The following is a 20,111-nucleotide window of genomic DNA, read 5'->3' on the forward strand; positions in this document are numbered from 1 at the left end:
TGACCGGTAGGCGGGCTTCTTTCTGTCATCGGCTGTGTTGTCATTAGAGGGTGCCTGTGACGAACCTGGACCCCCCGGAAGTCATCGAGTCGGTCCGCGCCCTGCAGCAAGCCGCCGCTGATGCGTCGTGTCTGGGGCGTTTCCACCAGGGGGTCAAGCACCTGCGGCGGGGCATGAGCCTGCTGGATTCGATCCACCCGGTGGCCGACGAGCACCGCACCGACTGGCTGGTCACGCGGATCAAGGTGGCCAGCACCCTGGCCGGGATGTCGTCGGAGATCACCGGAGACGTCGCCGCCGGGCTGGCCGGCCTGGACGACGTGCGGCTGCTCATCAGCGCCGTTGCCGACCCGGCTCTGCGGGCCGAGCTCAACGGCAGCCTGAACCACAACTACGCGATGCGCCTCATGACGGTCGGGCGCAACGAGGAAAGCCTCGTCTCCTTCGACGCCTCTCTCGAGCACAAGGAGTTCCTGCTCGCCCAGAGCAGCGATCCCACACCGCAGATGCGCGCGTTCGTCATCACGCTCTACTCGCGCGGCTGGGTGCACACCAAGCTCGGCAACGTGGGCCAGGCCCGCGCGGACCTGAACCGGGCTTTGGAGCTCTCCGAAAAGTACGAACTGCGGGGCGAAGCCGCCGATGTCCGGCGCATTCTGGGGACGTTGTCGCTGCGGACCGGGGACGTGCCGGAGGCCCTGCGGCTGTACCAGGAGAGCGAGCGGGCGTATCGCGCGCTCGATCTCGAGGCACCGGCCCTGCTGTCGATGGAACAGGCGCAGGCCCTGCTGACCGCCGGGCTGGCCGACGAGGCGGGGAGTCACCTCGACGACCTGATCGCCCGGATGACCGCTGAACCCAGCATCGCCAGTCACCTCGGCGCCGCGGAACTGCTGCGCGCTTCGGCGGCCCTGCTGAACGACGACATCGAATTCGCCCGGCAGACGGCCGCCTCCGCCCGGCGGCTCCTGCTGCGGGTGGGCTGCCGGACCTGCGTGGCCAATGCGACCGTCCTGGGTCTGCAGGCCGACGTGCGCGAGGCGGTGGCGGGCGGGACGCCGCCCTCGGCACTGCCCGTGCGGGCCTTGCGAGCGGCCGAGAAGATGCAGCTTCCCCGCCTGACCGAGCAGGCCGCCACCGCGCGGATGCTCGCCGTGCGGCTGGACATCCGGCGGGGGAACCTCAAGCGGGCCGTCGAGACCCTCGACCAGGTTCCCCGCCCCGGCCAGCTCACCCCCATCGACTACCGGATGCTCCGCCGGCTCTGCCGGGCCGAACTGGCCGTGGCCCAAGGGGACCGGGCCAAGGCGCTCGCCGAGATCCGGTCCGGGCTCACCGAACTGGACGCCGTCCGGGACCGGATGGGTGGGCTCGATCTCGTGTCCGGGACCGCTCTGCACGGTCAGGAGCTCGCCGACCTCGCCGTCAAGCTCGTGCTCGACCGCAACGACGCGCGGCGCCTCTTCGTCTGGCTCGAACGGACCCGCGCCCAGACCTACCGCTACGAACCCCTCTCCGCCGGGACCGATCCGGAACTCGCCGCGCGCGTGGCCGAGGTGCGGGGTCTCGGCCAGGCCATCAAGGAGGCCCAGCACGACGGGCACCCCATCGCCGGCCTGCGGGCGAAGTACAACGAACGCCTCCGTGAAGCCCAGCGGCTCGGCTGGCACACCGGGCGGTGGGGCCGGCCGCGGCCCGTCGCCGGGCTCAGCGAGGTCGTTGCGCGGCTCGGTGAGCGCGCCATGGTCAGCTTCGCCGCTTCCGGGGACGAGCTCGTCGCCGTCGTCGTCGCCGGGGGTGAGTGCCGGCTCGTGCGGCTCGGGTCCGCCGGCGCCGCGGCCGAGTCGGCGCGCGTGCTGAACGTCGACCTCGACGCCCTGGCGCCGGACAACCTGCCCGAGCGGCTCGTCGAGGTCGTCATGACTTCGGCGCGCAAGCAGGCCGACAAACTCGACACCCAGCTGATCCGCCCGCTGGCCGAGCTGCTCGGCGACCGCGAGCTGGTCGTCGTCCCGACGGGCCCGCTCTACGCCGTGCCGTGGGGCGTGCTGCCGGGTCTGCGGGGCCGGCCGACCGTCGTCGCGCCGTCGGCGACCGCCTGGCTCGCCGCCGAGCTGACGAAGTCGTCGCGCGGACGCAGGATCTTGCTGGTCCGCGGGCCCGGGCTGGCCGGCGCCCGCGGTGAGCTCGAGAAGCTGACCACGCACTACCGCTCCGCGACGACGATGACCGGCGCCAAGGCCACCGTGAAATCCGTGCTGCGGGCGATGGACGGTGCCAAGCTCGCGCACTTCGCCGCGCACGGCGCACACGAGCCGGAGAACGCGCTGTTCTCCCGGCTGGAACTCGCCGACGGCGCCCTGTTCGGCCACGAGATGGCCGGGCTGCGGCAGCCGCCGCGGCAGGTGGTGTTCGCCGCGTGCGAGCTCGCGATGAACCGGATCCGGCCGGGCGACGAGGCCCTCGGCTTCGCCAGCGCGCTGCTGGCCAGCGGCTCGCGGACGGTGATCGCCCCGCTGTCGCGCGTCGGCGATCTCGCCTCGGCGGCCGCGATGGACGACTACTACCGCGCGCTGGCCGTCCGGGACAGCCCGGCGCTGGCGCTGGCCGACGCGATCGCCGTCGACCCGTTCCGCCGCCCGTTCGTCTGCCTCGGCGCCGGCTAGGACGTCCTCGCCGGCGGTGACCACACCAGCCGCGGGTCGGTCTGCACGAAACTGCCGAGCAGCTGGTCGATCCGGGTCAGCACGTCGAAGTCGAGCCGGACGCCGGCGGCCTTGGCGTTTTCGGTGACCTGCTCCGGCGTGCTCGCGCCGACCACGGCCGAGGCGACCGTTTCGTGCTGCAACGTCCAGGCCAGCGCGAGCTGGGCCATCGTCAGGCCGGCGTCGTCCGCGACGCCGCGCAGCAGCTCCACCCGCTCCAGCAGTTCCGGCATCAGCAACGGCCGGGCGTAGGACGGCCCGGCCGCGCGCGACCCCGCCTGGATCCGCCCGTCCCGGTACTTGCCGGTCAGCACGCCCTGGGCGAGCGGCACCGAAGCGAACTGCCCGACGCCGATGCGCGCGCCCACCGGCATCACCTGGGCCTCGGGGACCCGCCACAGCATCGAGTAGTGCGGCTGGTTGGCGATCAGCGGCACGTCGTACCGCGAAGCGGCCTCGTGGGCCTGCAGCAGCTGCTCGGCCGTCCACTCCGACGTACCGGCGTACCGGATCTTCCCCTGGCGCACCAGGTCCGAGAGCGCGAGGAACGTCTCCGCGACGGGCGTGCGGTAGTCGAAGCGCAGCAGCTGGTAGACGTCGACGTAGCCGGTGCGCAGCCGCCGCAGCGACCCTTCCAGGGACGCGATCAGGTGCTTGCGGCTCAAGCCCGCGTCGTTGGGGCCCGGGCCTTCCGGCCAGAAGACGCCGGTGCACAGGACCAGGTCGTCGCGGCGCACGCCGGCGAAAGCCGCGCCGAAGGCGGCCTCCGCGGCGCCGCCGTCCCAGGCGGCCGCGGTGTGGAACGTCGTGACGCCGGCCTCCAGCGCCGCGGCGACGCAGCCGGGCGAGCCGTGCGTCAGCCAGTTGCCGTAGGCGATCTCGCTGACGGCGAGCCCGCTCGTGCCGACCCTGCGGTACTCCACTTCAGCCTCCCTGGACAGCCATCTCGTCGATCCACGCGTCGACCGCCCCGGCCTTGCGGGCGAACGACTCCCGCACCGACTCGTGCGGCAGGATCAGGAATTCCTCTTCGCCGAGCCCGCGCACGACCGCTTCGGCGACGTCCTCGGGATCGAGCAGCGGTGCCGCCGCGGCGATGGCCAGCGCGGCCGGGTGACCGGCGGCGATGCCGGGTTCGAGCAGCGCCGTCCGGACGCCGAGCGGGCACAGTGCGCTGACCCGCACCCCGCGCGGCCGGTAGGTGATCGCCAGCCACTCGGCCAGGCCGACCGCCGCGTGCTTGGTGACCGAGTACGGCGCGTCGCCGGGGATGCCGAGCAGGCCGGCGCCCGACGCGGTGATCAGCAGGTAGCCATCGCCGCGTGCGAGCATCGCGGGCAGCACGACCTGCGCGGCGTGAACGTGCTGCATCACGTTGATCTCCCACGACTTCTGCCACTGCTCGTCGGCCGCGTGCACGCCGGTGCCGAACGCCGCGCCCGCGTTGGCGCAGAACACGTCGACCGGGCCGAACTCGGCGCGGGCCGTCGCGACCAGGGCTTTGAGGTCCATTTTGGACGTCGCGTCGGCGGTGACCGCGACGGCCCGGCCGCCCGCGGCCGCGATCTCGTCCGCCACCCGGCCGGCGCCCGCGGCGTCCACGTCGGACACGACCACCCCGGCCGCCCCTTCCGCGGCGAAGCGGCGGGCCATGGCGGCCCCGATTCCGTGTGCCGCGCCGGTCAGCACGACCACCCGTCCAGTCAGTTCCACGCGGGCTCCAGGTATTTCAGAGTCGAATTGTCACGTGCGTGCGGGAAATATATTTCCCGGTTGCGACGTGGATGACAAAAGTGCTGGTAAGAGCCATGATCTTGCCTTGTTTCACAGTTTTGCACGTTAGCACGAGTATTGCGTTTCCCATGCCTGGTGCGTTATTCCTGAAGATCGCCACACCCCGCGCACAGGAGGTCCGCCGATGGCCGAGCTCGTCCCGCCGTCGCACGTTCGACGGCTGCGGTGCCTGGGGATCGGTGATCCGGACGCGGTCGCCGCGGTCGCGCGTGCCGGCGGACTCGGCGTGCTCGACGGCGCCGGCGCGGAGGACCTGCGGCTGGTCGCGGCCCGGGTGCGGGTGCCGTACGGCGTGCGCACCGACGGCCCGTTGCCCGAAGGGGCGGCCTTCGCCGTCCGCACGAAAGCGCCGTGGGCCGGGTCACTCGCCGAGGTCTCGGACGTCGCCGCGGCCGCCGAGGCCGTGCGCGGTGGCGCGCTGGGCCTCATCGCCCGCGCGGGTGAATTGAGTGACTTCGTTCTGCTGCAACAGCTTCTGGACACCTTTGCCGTCCCGGTCTGGGGCAGCGTGGCCGGGCCGCGGACGGCGGTGGGTGCGCTCGCCGGAGGTGCGGCGGGTGTCGTCGTCAAGTCCACAGAGGACGTGCCACGGATCATCGGGGCGGAGGTTCCCGCGGCCGTGCTCGGCACGCGGCTCTGCCGGACGCTGGGCAGCGCGCTGCCGGTCGTCCAGGGCCCGATGACGCGGGTGAGCGACCAGCCGGGCTTCGCGGCCGCGGTCGCCGACGCGGGCGGGTTCCCGTTCGTCGCGGTCGCCACGGCGAACGGCGCGCGCACCACCGAGCTGCTCGCCCGGACCGCCGAGCGCCTCGGCGACCGGCCGTGGGGCGCGGGCATCCTCGGCTTCGTGCCGGACGATCTGCGCGTCGCCCAGCTCGCCGCGATCCGGGCCGCGCGACCGCGGTGCGTACTGATCGCGGGCGGGAAACCGGGGCAGGCCAGGGCGTTGGAGACCGCGGGGATCGCGACGTTCCTGCACGTGCCCTCCCCGGTCCTGCTCCGCCAGTACCTCGACGCCGGGGTCCGCCGGTTCGTCTTCGAGGGCGCCGAGTGCGGCGGGCACGTCGGGCCGCGGCCGAGTTTCCAGCTGTGGGAAGAGCAACTGGCCGTCCTCGGCGCGGCGAAGGACGTCGAAGTCCTCTTCGTGGGCGGGATCCACGACGCCCGCTCGGCCGCCATGGTCGCCGCGATGGCGAAGCCGCTCGAGGCCACCGGCGTCCTGATGGGCACCGCGTACCTCTTCACCGAAGAAGCCGTGGTGCACGGCGCGATCACCGGGCTGTTCCAGGAGCGCGCGCTCGCCGCGGACGCCACCGTGACCCTCGAGACCGCGCCGGGCCACCGCACGCGGTGCCTGCCCAGCCCGTACACCGCCGAATTCGAGCAGGTCAAAGCCGGTCTCGACGCGACGCCCGAAGCGTGGCAGCGGCTGGAAGAACTGAACACCGGACGGCTGCGCGTCGCGAGCAAGGGCGTCCGCCGTGACGGCGAGGCGCTCGACGCGGCCACCCAGCTGGCCGAGGGGATGTTCATGGCAGGCCAGGTCGCCGTCCTGCGGGACCACCGGACGACGATCGCCGAGCTGCACCGCGAGGTCACCGCCGGGAAGACGTTCGCCCGCGAGGCGGAACCGGCCGCGGCCGCGGACTCGGGCGACCTCGCGATCGTCGGCATGGCCTGCACGTTCCCCGGGGCGCGCGACCTCGACGCCTACTGGTCGAACATCCTCCGTAGCGAAGACGCCGTCACCGAAGTTCCCCGCGACCGCTGGGACCCGGACGTCTACTTCGGACAGTCGGCGTCGAAGTGGGGCGGGTTCCTGCCCGCACTGGAGGTCGATCCCCTGGAATTCGGCATCCCGCCGTCGGCGATGGGCAGCATCGACCCGGCGCAGCTGGTATCCCTGGAAACCGCGCGCCGCGCACTGGCCGACGCCGGGTACGCGAACCGGGACTTCGACCGCGAGCACACGAGCGTCGTGTTCGGCGCGGAGGCGGGCGGAGACCTGGCGAACGCGGGCACGCTGCGGTCCCTGCTCGACGGCTACCTCGACGAGGTGCCGCCCGAACTACTCGCCCAGCTGCCCGAACCGACCGAGGACACCTTCCCGGGCACCCTGGCCAACGTCATCTCCGGCCGGATCGCCAACCGGCTCGACCTCGGCGGCGCGAACTACACGGTGGACGCCGCCTGCGGCTCGTCGCTGGCCGCGCTCGACCTCGCGACGAAGGAACTGCGGGCCGGGACCAGCTCGCTGGTCCTGTGTGGCGCGGTCGACCTGCACAACGGCATCCACGACTACCTCATGTTCACCTCGGCGGGGGCACTGTCGCCGACCGGACGCTGTCGCCCGTTCGACGCGGCGGCCGACGGCATCGCGCTGGGCGAGGGCGTCGCTTGCCTGGTGCTCAAGCGCTTGTCCGACGCCGAACGCGACGGCGACCGGATCTACGCGGTGGTCAAGGGGGTCGGCGCGGCCAGCGACGGCAAAGCCCTCGGCCTGACCGCGCCCCGCCCGGAAGGCCAGCGCCGCGCGCTGGACCGGGCCTACCGCGACGCGGGTGTGTCCCCGGTGGACGTCGGGCTGATCGAGGCCCACGGAACGGGAACGGTGCTCGGCGACGCGACGGAGCTGCGCACGCTGACGAGGTTCTTCACCGAGGCCGGCGCCGGGCCGGGTTCGTGCGTGCTCGGTTCGGTGAAGAGCCAGATCGGCCACACGAAGTGCGCGGCGGGGCTGGCGGGGCTGATCAAGGCGGCCCTCGCGCTCTGGCACGAGGTGGTCCCGCCGACAGTGCAGTTGACCAGGCCGAACGACGCTTGGGACCCGCCGGCCAGCCCGTTCACGTTCACGACGACGGCGCGGCCGTGGGCCGCCCCGGCCCGGCTGGCGGGGGTGAGTGCGTTCGGCTTCGGGGGGACGAACTTCCACGCCGTGCTGGGCGCGGGCCCGGTGGCCCCGGACCGACGGCACGGCTTGCGCGACTGGGCTCCCGAGGCGGAGCAGGCGCTGGCCGAGCTCCGACGCGAGGTGGCGGAGCAGCCGGCGCGCAAAGCCGTGAATGCCACCTTCAGGGACTTGACGTCCCGCAAAGTGGCATTCACGGACGGCGCGAAGGGGGACGCCGGCGCCGGCGTGGCCTCGACCGCTCCGGGCGAGGTGGGGTGGCCCGCGGCCGGGCGGACCGGCAACGGCAAGCACCGCGCCGCCGGTGGCTCCGGCAAGCACCGCGCCGCCGGTGGGCCCGGCAAAGTTGCCTTCCTTTTTCCGGGCCAGGGCAGCCAGCGCACCGGCATGCTCGCCGAGCTCTTCGTGCACTTCCCCGAGCTCGCCGAGCTTCTCCGGCTCGCCCCCGACGTCGCCGCGAAAGTCTTTCCGCCGCGTGCTTTCGCCGCCGATGCCGTTGCCGCGCAGGAAAGCGCCCTCACCGATACCCGCGTCGCCCAGCCTGCGCTCGGGCTGGTCGAAATCGCCGTTGCGCGGCTTCTGGCCCAGGTCGGCGTTCGCCCGGACTTCCTCGCCGGGCACAGCTACGGCGAACTCGTCGCTCTCTCCGTCGCAGGCGCCTTCGACACCGAGACCCTGCTGCGGCTCAGCCGGGCCCGCGCGCAAGCCATCGCCGAGGTCGCCCGACCCGGGACGATGGCCGCCGTCAAGGCCTCGCGAGACCTGCTCACCCCCACCCTCATCGGCCCGGATGTCGTGGTGGCCAACCACAATGCTCCCGAGCAGGTCGTCCTCTCCGGACCGGTCGCCGCGATCGAACGCGCTATCCGGCGCCTCGAGGAAACCGGCATCGCCGCCCAGCGGATCGCCGTCGCCTGCGCCTTCCACAGCCCGCTGGTCGCCGCCGCGGGGGACGTCTTCGCGGCCGCACTAACCAGAGAGTTCATTGGGAGACCGCGCAAACCCGTGTGGGCGAACCGGACCGCGAAGCCGTACCAAGACGACGTCCGCGCCGAGCTGGCCGCGCAGATCGGTGCGCCGGTGCGGTTTCTCGACCAGATCGAAGCCATGTACGCGGCCGGGGCGCGGACCTTCGTCGAGGCCGGGCCCGGGCGGGTGCTGTCCCGGCTGGTCGCGGACATCCTCGGCGACCGGCCGCACACCGTCGTCGCCTGCGGGCCCGACCTCAACGGCTTCCTGACCGCGCTGCAACAGCTCGCGAAAGCCGGCGTCGACGTCCGCACCGAGCGGCTGACCCGGCCGAAGCCTGCCGAACCGTCCCCCACCGCCTGGGCCGTCGACGGGCGGTCCGTCCGCGCGCCCGGCTCCGGCGCGCCCGCCCTCCCCCCGGCCCGACGAATCCGGAGTACCGCCATGACCCAGCCCGCGCCCGGCCGTGACCAGGCGATCGTGGACTTCCTGCGCACCACCCGCGAGCTCGTCGCGGCGCAGCGGGAGGTGATGCTCGGCTACCTGGGCAGCGCGCCCGCCCCGATCCCGGTGGTGCTCGAAGAACCCGTCCCGGAAATGGAACAGGAACGGGAACGGGAACCGGCACCCGTGGCCGAAGCCGACGTCCTCGGCACGGTGATCGGGGTGATCAGCGAGCGCACCGGCTACCCGGCCGAGATGATCGCCGTCGACCTCGACCTCGAAGCCGACCTCTCGATCGACTCCATCAAACGGACCGAAATCGCGGGCACCCTGCTGTCCCGGCTCGGCCTGCCCGCCGACGACCGCACCGACCAGCTCAGCCGCGACCGCACGGCGAACGCTCTGGCCGCGCACCTGGAAAGCTGGCTGTCCCCGGCCGCCACGCCGCGCCGGTACCGCCTCGAACGGGTCCCCGTGCCACTCGACCCCGATCCCGCGCGGCTGCGCGGGAAGTCCGTGGCCATCCTGGGCGACGACGACGCCGTCCGGGCCGCCTTCACCGGCGCCGGTGCGGAGATCGTCGAAGCGGACGCGGACCTCACCGTCGTGCCGGCCACGGACGTCGCCGAGGTCTTCACGCTGCTCAAGACGCTGCGGGGCACCGTGCTGGTGTCGGCCGCGCCGGGTACGCCCGGGCTGCGTGGCCTCGTCCGCGCGGCGGCGCTCGAACGCGACGGCGTGACGCGGCTCGTCGAGGCCACACAAGACATCGCGAAGGTGCTGGTCGACGAAGCCCTCAGCGACGGCCCTTCGGTCGTCGGCCACGACCAAGGTGGGCGCTTCACGATCGAACCGCGGCCCGCCGACCTCCCGTCGATCGCCTACGCCGGTGCCGGGCCGGGCGGCGGTGAGCTCGCCGCGCTCGGCCTCGGCCCGGAGTCGGTGGTGCTGCTGCTCGGCGGGGCCCGGGGGATCACCGCCCGCGCGGCGATCGCGTTCGCCGCGGCCGGCGGCCGGATCGAACTCGCCGGGCGCACGCCGTGGCCCGGCGAACCGGACGACCTGCCCGCCGATCCCGCCGCGATGCGAGCGGTGCTGGCCGGCCGCGGCGGCACCGTGGCCGGCATCGAGCGCCGCGTGCGGACCGTGCTGGCCCAGCGCGAGATCGGCCGGACCCTCGACGAGATCCGCGCCGCCGGCGGCGACCCGGCGTACCGCGCGCTCGACGTGCGCGACGCGGACGCGGTGCACCAGCTGGTCAAGGACGTGCACACCCGCCACGGCCGCCTCGACGGTGTCGTCTTCGCCGCGGGTGTGCTCGACGACAGGCTGATGGCGGACAAGGACGAGCAGTCGTTCCGGACCGTCTTCGAAACCAAAGTGGACGGTGCGAGCGCCCTCCTCGCCGCCCTGCAGGACGTCGAGCCGCGGTTCGTCACGTTCTTCGGCAGCATCGCCGCGGTGCTGGGCAACCGCGGCCAGACCGACTACGCCGCGGCGAACGACGCACTGGAGGTGCTGGGGGCGCACTGGCCCGGCCGGGCCGTGACGGTCCACTGGGGACCGTGGGCGCCGTCCGGGGACCACGGCGGCATGGTGTCGGCGGAACTGGCGCGCGAGTACGAGCGCCGCGACGTCGCCCTGCTGGACCCGGCTGAGGCCACCGCGGCCCTGCTGCGCGAACTCGCCTACGGAACGGACCGCACGGTGCTGTACACGGCGTCGCTGTGGTGAGCCAGGAGCCGGTGGTGATCGTCGGGATGGGCGTGTTCCTGCCCGGCGCGTCCACAGTGGACCAATACTGGCGGAACCTGGTGGACGGCACCGACGCCGTCACCGAGATTCCCCCGCACCGCCGGGACCCGGGGTTCCACGGCCGGGACGGCTCCGCGCCGGACCGCACCCACGGCCGCCGCGGCGGCTTCACCCCGGACAGCCTGGACTTCGACCCGATCGCCCACGGTGTTCCGCCGACGTCCCTCGACGGCACGGAGCCCGACCAGCTGACGGCGCTGGCCGTCGCGGTGACCGCGGTCGACGACGCCGGTGGCCTCGGCCGGCTCGGCGACCCCGAGCGGATCGGGGTCGTGCTCGGGCGCGGCGGGTACCTCTCGCCGGGGTTGCGGGGCTTCGACCAGCGGGTTCGCACCGTCCGGCAGATCACGCGCACGGTCGGCGAGCTGATGCCGTCGGCCGGGCCGGACGTCCTCGAGCGGCTGCGGACCGCGTTGCTGGAACCGCTCGGCGAGTTCCGGCCCGAGACCGCCGCCGGGCTGGTGCCGAACCTCGCCGCCGCCCGCGTGGCGAACCGGCTCGACCTCGGCGGCCCGGCGTACACGGTGGACGCCGCCTGCGCGTCCTCGCTGGTCGCCGTCGACCAGGCGATCGGCGAGCTGACCCGCGGCCGCTGCGACGTCGTGCTCGCCGGTGGCGCGCACCAGACGCAGGACGACACGCTGTGGTCGCTGTTCACCCAGCTCGGCGCGCTGTCGCCGAGCCAGCGGATCAGCCCGCTCTCGCGCGTCGCCGACGGCATGCTCATCGGTGAGGGCACCGCGATCGTCGTGCTCAAGCGGCTGGCCGACGCCCGCCGCGACGGCGACCGGGTGTACGCCGTGATCCGCGGCACCGGCACGTCGAGTGACGGGCGGGGCGCGAGCCTGCTCAGCCCGTCCGTCGCGGGGCAGACCCTCGCTCTGCGGCGCGCCTGGGCGAGGCGGAATCCGGCGGAGATCGGCCTGCTGGAAGCGCACGGCACCGCCACGCCCGCCGGGGACGCGGCCGAGCTGACGACCGTCGCCGACGTCTTCGGCCCCGCTGACGGGCCGCGCGCGGTGATCGGCTCGGTCAAGTCGATGATCGGGCACACGCTGCCGACCGCCGGGGTCGCCGGGCTGGTCAAGGTGGCCCTGGCCCTGCACCACGGGATCCTGCCGCCGACGCTGCACTGCACCGACCCGAACCCGCTGCTCGACAAGACCCGGTTCCGGGTGCTGGCCGAGGCCGAGCCCTGGGGCGCGCTGCCGCGCGTGGCCGCGGTCAACGCGTTCGGCTTCGGCGGGGTGAACGCCCACGTCGTACTCGAAGCCGGCGACCCGGCACCGAGGCGGCGCGTGCGCGTCGACGAGCCGGAACGCGTGCTGCGCCTGGCCGCGCGCTCGCCGGAGGAGCTGCTGGAGCAGCTCGACCGGCCCGGTTCGGGTGACGGCCCGTGCCGCATCGGGATCGTCGGCCCGGACGAACGCAAGCTGGCCACGGCCCGCCGGGTGCTCGCCAAGGTGGCGGCCGACGGCCGGTCGTGGCACGGCGCCGGCGACGTCTGGTGCAGCGTCGACCCCTTGCTGCCGGGCGGGAAGACGGTGTTCGTCCACCCGGGACTGGAATCCGATGCCGAACCGCGCCTCGACGACGTCGCACGGCACTTCGGTCTCGACCGTCCACAGTGGTCGACGGCGGGAGTGCTCGACCGCGCGGCGAGCGTGTCGGTGACCGGGCTGCTGCTCGACGGCGTCCTGCGGGGGCTGGCGATCCGGCCGGACGCGCTCGCCGGGCACAGCGTCGGGGAGTGGACCGCGATGCAGGCCGCCGGGATGTACCGGGCGGAGCCGGACGCGTTGACGAGGTACTGGCCGGGCGGCTTCGAGTTGCCCGAGGCGGACTACCTCGTGCTCGGCTGCCCGGCGGCGCGCGTGGCCGGGCTGTTGCCCGATGAGCTCGTCGTCTCCCACGAAAACGCGGCCAAGCAGACGATCGTCTGCGGCCCGCCGGACGCCGTCGCGGACTTCGCCGTGACCTGCCTGACCCTGGGGATCGTGGCCAGGACACTGCCGTTCCGCTCCGGCTTCCACACCCCGCTGATGCGGCCGTACCTCGCGCCGTTCGCTCGCCTCGTCGCGGACCTGGACCTGCGCGAACCGACGCTGCCGGTGTGGTCGGCGACGACCGCGCGGCCGTACCCGGCGGCCCCGGACGACGTCCGCCGGCTGTACCTGGACCACCTGCTGCGCCCGGTCCGGTTCCGGGAGCTGACCGAGGCGCTGCACGACGCCGGGTTCCGGGTGTTCGTGCAGGTCGGCGCCGGTCAGCTCGGCTCGTTCGTCACCGACACCCTCGGCGAGCGGCGGCACCTGGTCGTCGCGGCCGCGTCCGGCACCCGGCGCGGGCTCGCGCAGCTGCGGCGCGCGGCCACCGCGCTGTGGGCCGAAGGCGGCGATCCGGATTTCGCGGCCCTGGAGCCGCGGCGAATTCGGCTCAGCACCGGCAACTCCCTGCTCTCGCTGGGCGAATCGGCCCGTGACCTGCTCGACGACCAGAGCTTGCCGAACGAGTACAGCCTGCCCGCCGGGGTGCCGGCCGCGATCGTCGCCGAGTTCACCGCGTTGCTCACCGAAACCCGCCGGACCGCGGCGGACGTCGTCGCGGCGGCGGCGCGGCGGCGCGTCGAGTCCACTGTGGAGGTCTCGGTGGCGGCGATGCCCCACCTGCGCGACCACCGGTTCTTCCGGCAGCGCGACGGCTGGCCCGACGAGTCCGACTTCCGGCCGGTGGTCCCCGCGACGACCTTGGCCGACCTCGCCTGCCGGGCGGCCGAGCGGACCTGGCCGGGCACGAGGGCGGTCGCGGTGCGGGACGCCGTGTTCTCGCGGTGGCTGATCGCTTCCCCGGCCCAGCGGGTTCCGCTGGTGATGAGCCGCGAAGGCGACCGCGTCACCGTCGAGATCGGACCGTACGCGCTGCTGAACGTCGAGCTGGGCGCTTTCCCGCCACCGCCGTCGCGGACCGGAGTGCCCGGGCCGGAGACGCCGCCCCCGCTGAGCGCGGCCGAGGTCTACGCGCGGCGGGAGATGTTCCACGGCCCGGCGTACCAGGGCCTGTCCCGGCTGACCGGCCTCGGCGAGCGGCACATCCGCGGCGAACTGGTCGTGCCGTCCGCACCCGGTGGGCTGCTCGACAACGTCGGCCAGCTGCTCGGCTGCTGGCTGATGGCCACCCGGTCCGACGGCCTGCTCGCGTTCCCGCGCTCGATCGGCCGGGTGCGCTGGTACGGCCCGGAACCGGCGCCCGGGACGCGGCTCGAGTGCCTGGTGCGGGTCCGGCTGCCGCGGCCGGACGTTCTCGAGATGGACGCCGAGCTGGTGCGGGACGGCCGGGTGCTGGCGAGCATCGAAGGTTGGCGGGACGTCCGGTTCCCCTGCGACCGCGCGGCCCACCGCGTCTACGCGTTCCCGGCGGAAAACCTGCTGGCCGAACGGCGGGACGACGGCTCGGTCGCCGTCACCGACCGCTGGCCGACGGTCGCAGCGCGGGACATCTACGCCGGGATCTACCTCAGCGCCGAAGAGCGGGCCGAGTTCGCCGCCGTGCCACCGCGAAGCCAGCGCGGCTGGCTGCTGAAACGGATCGCGGTGAAGGACGCCGTCCGCGCGCGGCTCGGCGAACCCGTCTACCCCGCCGAAATCCGCGTCCACGCCGACGGCACGGTGTCCGGCCGGCACCGGACCCTGCCGGACCTCGCCGTCACGGTCGAGCTGACCGGCGACACCGCCACCGCCCAACTCAGGAGCACGCCATGACCACCGACCACGCGTCCGCCGTCTTCGACGTCGTCGCCGAACTGCTCACCGAGCTCGTCGGCGACGCCGAGGTGCTCGGCATCGAGATCACCCCGGACACGACGTTCCACGAGGACCTGCAGCTGGAGAGCATCGACCTGGTGACCTTCGCGAGCATCCTCGCCGAGCACTTCGGCGCGGACGTCAACCTCGCCGAGTACCTGGCGGAGCAGGACCTCGACGACGTCATCGGGCTGACCGTCGGCGACATCGCCCGGTTCGTGGGGGAGCGCACGTGCCCACGATGACCGTCAACGGGCTGCGCACCAACGTGCAGCTCGTGCCCGCCGGCGGCACCGAGACCGTGGTGTTCCTGCACGGCATGGGCACCGACAGCCTGGCGAGCTTCTACCTGACGCTGGCGCCGCCGGTCGCGGCCGCCGGTATCGACGTGATCAGCTACGACCTGCGCGGGCACGGCAAGACCGAGCGGCCGGAACGCGGGTACACCCTGGGTGACTTCGTCGCGGACCTCGACGACCTGCTGCGGCAGCTCGGCGTCGACCGGCCGGTGCACCTGGTGGGCAACAGCTTCGGCGGCACGCTGGCCTACAGCTACGCCGTGGCCCAGCCCGCGCGCGTCCGCAGCATCGTGTGCATCGAGTCCGAGCCCGCGACCGAGGTGTGGGCGAAGAAGATGAGCGTGATCCTGGCGCACACCGTGCGGTTTCTGCAGGTGGAAGAGAGCTTCGCCTGGATCGAGGCGAACTTCGGTGCGCACCACCGGCGGCTCGCGCGGATGGCGGCCGAGCGGATCACGTCGACGAAGATGGCCGAGGAGGTGCCGCTCGGTCCGTTGCTGACCTGGGAGCAGGTGGCGGCGATCGGCTGCCCGGTGCTGTCCATTTTGGGCAGTCACGGCTACCAGGCCGACGACCTCGATGCGCTGACGTCGTTGCTGCCGCACGGTGAGCTGCACGTGTTCGAAGGGCAGGGGCATTCGGTGCTGGTGGAGCAGCACCGGGAGGTGCGCGAGCTGGTGCTGAAGTGGATCGGACGGCACGCGGCGTGAGGTTCCTGCTGGTCGTGCCGCCGCTGGCCGGGCACGTGACGCCGTTGCGCGGGGTGGCTTCGGCGTTGTCGCGGCGCGGCCACTCCGTGGCCTGGTGCGGGCCGGTCCCGGAACTGTCCACTTTGGTCTCGGGCCGGGTGTTCCCGGCCGGGGACTCGTCCCCGTTCTCGTTGGCGCTGCGGCCGCCGGGACTGCGCGGGTTCGCCGCGCTGAAGTACCTGTGGGAGTCGTACCTGGTGCCGCTGGCCGACGCGATGGTGCCGGGCGTGGCTTCCGCGGTCGCGGCTTTCTCCCCTGATGTGGTCGTCGCGGACCAGCAGGCGATGGCGGGCGCGCTGGTGGCCGCTCGCTGCGGGCTGCCGTGGGCGACGTCGGCGTCGACGTCCACCGAGCTGGCCGACCCGCTGGGGTCGTTGCCGAAGATCGCGTCCTGGGTTTCCGGCCTCCAGGCCGGCTTGCGCGCTCGCCACGGCGTGTTGCTCGGCGACCTGCGGTTTTCGCCGCACCTGGTGCTGGCGTTCACGACCCGCGCGCTGGCCGGGGAGTCCCGGCTGGCGGTTCCGGTGTCCTACGTCGGCCCGGCGCTGCCCGCCGCGTCCGGCGAGTGGTCCGGTGGGGACGGGCGGCCGCTGGTCGTGGTGACGTTGGGAACGTCGAACGCGTCGGCGGGCGCGCGGTTCCTCGCCGAGAGTGTGGACGCCTTGGCCGGAATGCCTTCCGTCCAGGGGCTGGTGGTGGACCCGACCGGTCACCTGATCAGCGAAAGCGTCGGGCTGGCCCGGTGGATCCCGCAGCCGGCGGTGTTCGCGCACGCGTCGGCGGTGGTCTGCCACGGCGGCCACAACACGGTGTGCGAAGCGCTGTCGTCCGGTGTGCCGCTGGTGGTCGCGCCGATCCGCGACGACCAGTCGATGCTGGCCCAGCAGGTGGTCGCGGCTTCGGCGGGCGTCCGGCTCCGCTTCGACCACGCGAAGGCGACCGACATCCGCAAGGCCATCGAGTCGGCCGAGCAATACCGCCCGGGCGCGTCCCGCATCCGCGAGTCCTTCGAAGCGGCCGGCGGCGCCGAAGAAGCGGCCACCCACCTGGAATCGCTCGCGTAACTCGCGTGATCGGGGCCGTAACTCGCGTGATGGGAGCCGGAACTCGCGAGTTACGGCCCCAATCACGCCGGTTACGGGTCTGATCACGTTGGTTACGGGTTTGGTCAGGTGAGTTACGGGGTTGCTCGGAAGGTGCGGGCCGACGTCACCGAGCCCGCCACTGCCGCTACCGCGGCGATGAGGAGGGCTACGAGGAGGGACCAGCCGAGCGGGCGGGCCAGGGCCAGCGCGCGGGTCGCGTCGATCGCGTACGTCAGCGGGTTGACCGCCGAGACCGCGCGGACCCACGCCGGCATCGTGTCCAGTGGCATGTAGGCGCTCGACGAAAACATCAGCGGGAACATCACCACGAACGACGCCGCCTGGAGCGTTTCCGCCTTGCGCAGCCACGTCGTGATCGCCACGAACACCCAGCTCAGGCACCACCCGACGACCAACGTCAAGACCAGCGCCGAGCCGAGGCCCAGCACCCCGCCCGCGGGGCGGAAACCCAGGAACACCACGCTCGCCAGCGCCGTCACCACCAGCTGGACGGCGAGGCGGGCGGAGTCGGCCAGCGTGCGGGCCACCAGGACCGCGAACAGCGAGATCGGCAGGCACCGCAGCCGCCCGGTGAAGCCGCCGTAGATCTCCGCCAGCAGGCCCGCGCCCGAGCTCATCGCCGTCGTCATGGCGATGTTGACCAGCGTCGCGGGCACCAGGAAGTTCACGTACCCCTGGTACGCCGCGACCCCCGGCAGCGCGCCGACGCCGCTGAAGACCTGGCTGAACAACAACAGCAGCACCACCGGCTGCAGCAGCCCGAAGAAGACCAGCCGCCGGTCGCCGAACGCCGTCCGCAGCGAGCGCGCCGTCAGCACCCGGACCTGCGTCCAGAACCCGGATTCCGGCCAGGCCGCGGGATCGCCGAGCGCGGCGATGGCCGCGCGGTGCCGGGCCTGCGTCATGACGCTTCCGTCCGGTGCAGCGAAAGGTAGACGTCGTCGAGCGTCGGCTCGGTCACCGTCAAGTCCCGCAGGGGCGCGCCCGCCGCGTCGAGCACGCGCACCACCACCGGGATGTCACCCGGGCCGGACAACGGGACGGTGAGCACCAGTCCGGCACGGCCGGTCGCGAGACCGAGGCGCGCCAAGGCGGATGCCGCGCGCCGCAACGCCAGTTCGGTGCCGAACGTGCACGTCGCGGTCCGGGTGCCGAGCCGGGCCTTGAGCTGCGCCGGTGTCCCCGACACGGTGATGTGCCCGAAGCCGAGGACGACGACGTGGTCGGCCAGCCGATCCGCTTCCTCGAGGTACTGGGTGGTGAGCACGACGGTGGTGCCGCGCGCCGCGAGCCCCTGGACGAGCGTCCACAACCCGGCCCGGCTCACCGGGTCGAGCCCGGTGGTCGGCTCGTCGAGGAACAGCACCTGCGGTGCGCCGACGAGGCCCGCGGCCAGGTCCAGCCGCCGTCGCATCCCGCCGGAGTACGTCCCGGCCGGCCGGTCGGCGGCGCCTTCGAGACCGAAGGCCGCGATCAGTTCGGTGGCCCGCGCGAGTGCTTGACGCCGTTTCGCGCCCAGCAGCCGGGCGATCAGCACGAGGTTCCCGCGGCCGGACAGGGCGTCGTCGACCGCGGCGAACTGCCCGGTCACCCCGATCCGGCGCCGGACCGCGCATCCCCGCTGCACGACGTCGTACCCGCAGACCCGGGCGGTGCCCGCGCTCGGCCGGACGCGCGTGCTGAGGATGTCGATCAGCGTCGTCTTCCCGGCGCCGTTGTGGCCGAGGACCGCCAGCACCGCGCCGCGGGCGACGGTGAGGCTGATCCCGGCGAGCGCGGTGACTTCGCCGTACTGTTTCGCGAGGTCCGTCACGGCGATGACCGGCTGGTGCATGGCCGCTCCTTTCCTGCTCGGGAAAAAGGTAACTTGATCAAGGCGTGCCAGGCAAGAAGGTCGTCACCATTCGCCGTACGCGTGACAATTTTCGCGTAATCGGATCGCACCGGCGTGACAAGGGCTGACCTGCGTGACTCTTTCGATGTCAGTCGATCCCCTGCGCGTGACAAAGAATCGGAAGCCGCTTGTTCGCCCGGAAACGCGGAGGTAGCTTTGCCGAAATTCCCCCATTTCCCGAGGTGACGAGCCGTGAAGTTTTCCTGGAAGCCGAGAAATCCCGCCTACGGTTTGGCCGCCGTGACCGCCGCGGGTGTGGCGGCGACCGTCGCGCTCGTCGGGGCCGGCCCGACCCAGGCCGCGCCGGTGAGCCTGACGCTGAACTACAACTGCCCGTTCCCGCTGATCGGCGACCAGGTGCTGGCGGTGAAGATCGACACCAACCTGCCCGACAACGCCGTCGCGGGCGCAGCGTCGACGCCGATCACCTTCGACGTCGACGTCACGGTGCCGGAGACCGTCACCGAGGGCCTCGCCCTGGTCGGCGCCACTTCGCTGGACGGCTCGGCGAAGGCCGCGGCCGTGCTCAAGTACCCGGTCGACAAGACGCTGAACCTGAACCTGCCGCTGACGATCGCGTCGACGCCGGTGCCGCCGTCGGGCGCGTTCCACGTCAAGAGCAGCGGCAAGGCACCCGCGGTGACGTTCCCCAGCCCCGGTACCGCTTCGGTGACGGTCGGGAACTTCAGCACCACGATGACCCCGCGCACCGCGGACGGCCGCCCGACCGACCTCGGCACGTTCACTTCGGACTGCGTCGCCGTCCCGGGTCAGAACCAGCAACTGGGCACGTTCGAGGTCAAGCCGGCGGGCGGCACCACGACCCCGACGACGCCCACCACCCCGACCACCGCGCCCACGACTCCGACGACGGAACCGACAACGCCCACAACGCCGACGACCACGCCGACCACCGAGCCCACAACGCCGACGACGGAACCGACGACGGAACCGACGACGCCGACCGCGGAACCCACGACGCCGACGAATCCCACGACTGAGCCGACGACTCCGACCACCGAGCCGACGACTCCCACGACCCCGACGACCGAGCCCACGACTCCGACGACCGAGCCGACCACGCCGACGACCCAGCCGACGACCCCGCCCGGCGGCGTCGAGGTCAAGTACGCCGTGCAGGGCAAGTCGGTCCTCAAACAGCTGCACGCCACGCTGCCCCTCGGCCCCGGCACCCTGGACGCCGAGCTCGACACGGTGTCCGGGAAGTTCGGTGCCCGGCTCGCGCTGCCGAAGTCGGACGTCCACTTCCGCGTGCTCGGCTTCATCCCCGCGTCCGCGACGGTGAAGCTCGACCAGGTCGGTGCGATCACCGGCACGCTGACCGCCGGTGCGGTCAAGGCGAACGCCCGGGTCGACGTCCACCTCACCAAGGTCCGTCTGTTCGGCTTCCCGATCCTGGCGTCGAACTCCTGCCACACGGTCAAGCCGGCCGACGTGCCGCTCGCCTCGGCGCCCGGCTTCGACCCGCTCAAGGGCGGGAAGCTGACCTCGACGTACGGCCTCCCGCGGTTCACCGGCTGCGGTTTCCTGACCGGCCTGATCACCGGCCTCACGTCCGGCCCCGGCAACAAGCTGGACGTCACCCTCACCAGGAAGTGAAGGAACAG

The 20,111-nt window shown here is 72.9% G+C and carries 11 protein-coding genes; 7 read left to right on the forward strand and 4 right to left on the reverse strand.

Annotated features, from left to right (window positions below; genetic code table 11):
• Positions 1-56 precede the first annotated feature (56 nt).
• Positions 57-2,666 (forward strand): CHAT domain-containing protein, encoded by a 2,610-nt coding sequence (locus AB0M80_RS06600; protein ID WP_364560367.1) that lies wholly within the window; start codon positions 57-59, stop codon positions 2,664-2,666.
• On the opposite strand, the gene AB0M80_RS06605 is transcribed toward AB0M80_RS06600, so the two are convergent.
• Both AB0M80_RS06605 and AB0M80_RS06610 read right to left on the reverse strand, forming a co-directional pair.
• Positions 2,663-3,628: an aldo/keto reductase gene (locus AB0M80_RS06605; protein WP_364559814.1), complete on the reverse strand. Its 966-nt coding sequence runs from the start codon at positions 3,626-3,628 to the stop codon at positions 2,663-2,665. The genes AB0M80_RS06600 and AB0M80_RS06605 overlap by 4 nt on opposite strands.
• A 1-nt stretch (position 3,629) precedes the next feature.
• Entirely contained in the window at positions 3,630-4,418 is a 789-nt protein-coding gene (locus tag AB0M80_RS06610; RefSeq protein ID WP_364559816.1) for an SDR family oxidoreductase, read from the reverse strand.
• 205 nt (positions 4,419-4,623) lie between these two features.
• Here AB0M80_RS06610 and AB0M80_RS06615 point away from each other — a divergent pair, with 205 nt between their 5' ends.
• The 5 genes from AB0M80_RS06615 to AB0M80_RS06635 are packed head-to-tail and all read left to right on the forward strand — an operon-like array spanning position 4,624 to position 16,547.
• On the forward strand, positions 4,624-10,554 hold the full coding sequence (locus tag AB0M80_RS06615; RefSeq protein ID WP_364559818.1) for an SDR family NAD(P)-dependent oxidoreductase: 5,931 nt from the start codon (positions 4,624-4,626) through the stop codon (positions 10,552-10,554).
• On the forward strand, positions 10,551-14,393 hold the full coding sequence (locus tag AB0M80_RS06620) for a beta-ketoacyl synthase N-terminal-like domain-containing protein (protein WP_364559820.1): 3,843 nt from the start codon (positions 10,551-10,553) through the stop codon (positions 14,391-14,393). Before AB0M80_RS06615 ends, AB0M80_RS06620 begins: the two co-directional genes overlap by 4 nt.
• A complete protein-coding gene (locus AB0M80_RS06625; protein WP_364559823.1) occupies positions 14,390-14,680 on the forward strand; it encodes a phosphopantetheine-binding protein in 291 nt (96 codons plus the stop codon). Before AB0M80_RS06620 ends, AB0M80_RS06625 begins: the two co-directional genes overlap by 4 nt.
• On the forward strand, positions 14,668-15,444 hold the full coding sequence (locus tag AB0M80_RS06630; protein WP_364559825.1) for an alpha/beta hydrolase: 777 nt from the start codon (positions 14,668-14,670) through the stop codon (positions 15,442-15,444). The genes AB0M80_RS06625 and AB0M80_RS06630 overlap by 13 nt, the downstream gene beginning before the upstream one ends.
• Positions 15,441-16,547: a glycosyltransferase gene (locus tag AB0M80_RS06635; RefSeq protein ID WP_364559828.1), complete on the forward strand. Its 1,107-nt coding sequence runs from the start codon at positions 15,441-15,443 to the stop codon at positions 16,545-16,547. Before AB0M80_RS06630 ends, AB0M80_RS06635 begins: the two co-directional genes overlap by 4 nt.
• Positions 16,548-16,660: 113 nt before the next feature.
• On the opposite strand, the gene AB0M80_RS06640 is transcribed toward AB0M80_RS06635, so the two are convergent.
• Positions 16,661-17,494: an ABC transporter permease gene (locus AB0M80_RS06640; protein ID WP_364559830.1), complete on the reverse strand. Its 834-nt coding sequence runs from the start codon at positions 17,492-17,494 to the stop codon at positions 16,661-16,663.
• A complete protein-coding gene (locus AB0M80_RS06645; protein WP_364559833.1) occupies positions 17,491-18,423 on the reverse strand; it encodes an ATP-binding cassette domain-containing protein in 933 nt (310 codons plus the stop codon). Before AB0M80_RS06645 ends, AB0M80_RS06640 begins: the two co-directional genes overlap by 4 nt.
• Before the next feature lie 252 nt (positions 18,424-18,675).
• On the opposite strand from AB0M80_RS06645, the gene AB0M80_RS06650 reads away from it, so the two are divergent.
• Positions 18,676-20,103: a DUF6801 domain-containing protein gene (locus AB0M80_RS06650; RefSeq protein ID WP_364559835.1), complete on the forward strand. Its 1,428-nt coding sequence runs from the start codon at positions 18,676-18,678 to the stop codon at positions 20,101-20,103.
• The last annotated feature ends 8 nt before the right edge of the window (positions 20,104-20,111 follow it).

It is taken from the genome of Amycolatopsis sp. NPDC051045 (genome assembly GCF_040682955.1).
Lineage (GTDB): Bacteria > Actinomycetota > Actinomycetes > Mycobacteriales > Pseudonocardiaceae > Amycolatopsis.

What these genes read in the sequence shown, in the direction of transcription:
- AB0M80_RS06645 (WP_364559833.1), bottom strand. Translation starts at nt 18,423, where the DNA reads ATGCACCAGCCGGTCATCGCCGTGACGGACCTCGCGAAACAGTACGGC.
- AB0M80_RS06615 (WP_364559818.1), top strand. Translation starts at nt 4,624, where the DNA reads ATGGCCGAGCTCGTCCCGCCGTCGCACGTTCGACGGCTGCGGTGCCTG.
- AB0M80_RS06640 (WP_364559830.1), bottom strand. Translation starts at nt 17,494, where the DNA reads ATGACGCAGGCCCGGCACCGCGCGGCCATCGCCGCGCTCGGCGATCCC.
- AB0M80_RS06625 (WP_364559823.1), top strand. Translation starts at nt 14,390, where the DNA reads ATGACCACCGACCACGCGTCCGCCGTCTTCGACGTCGTCGCCGAACTG.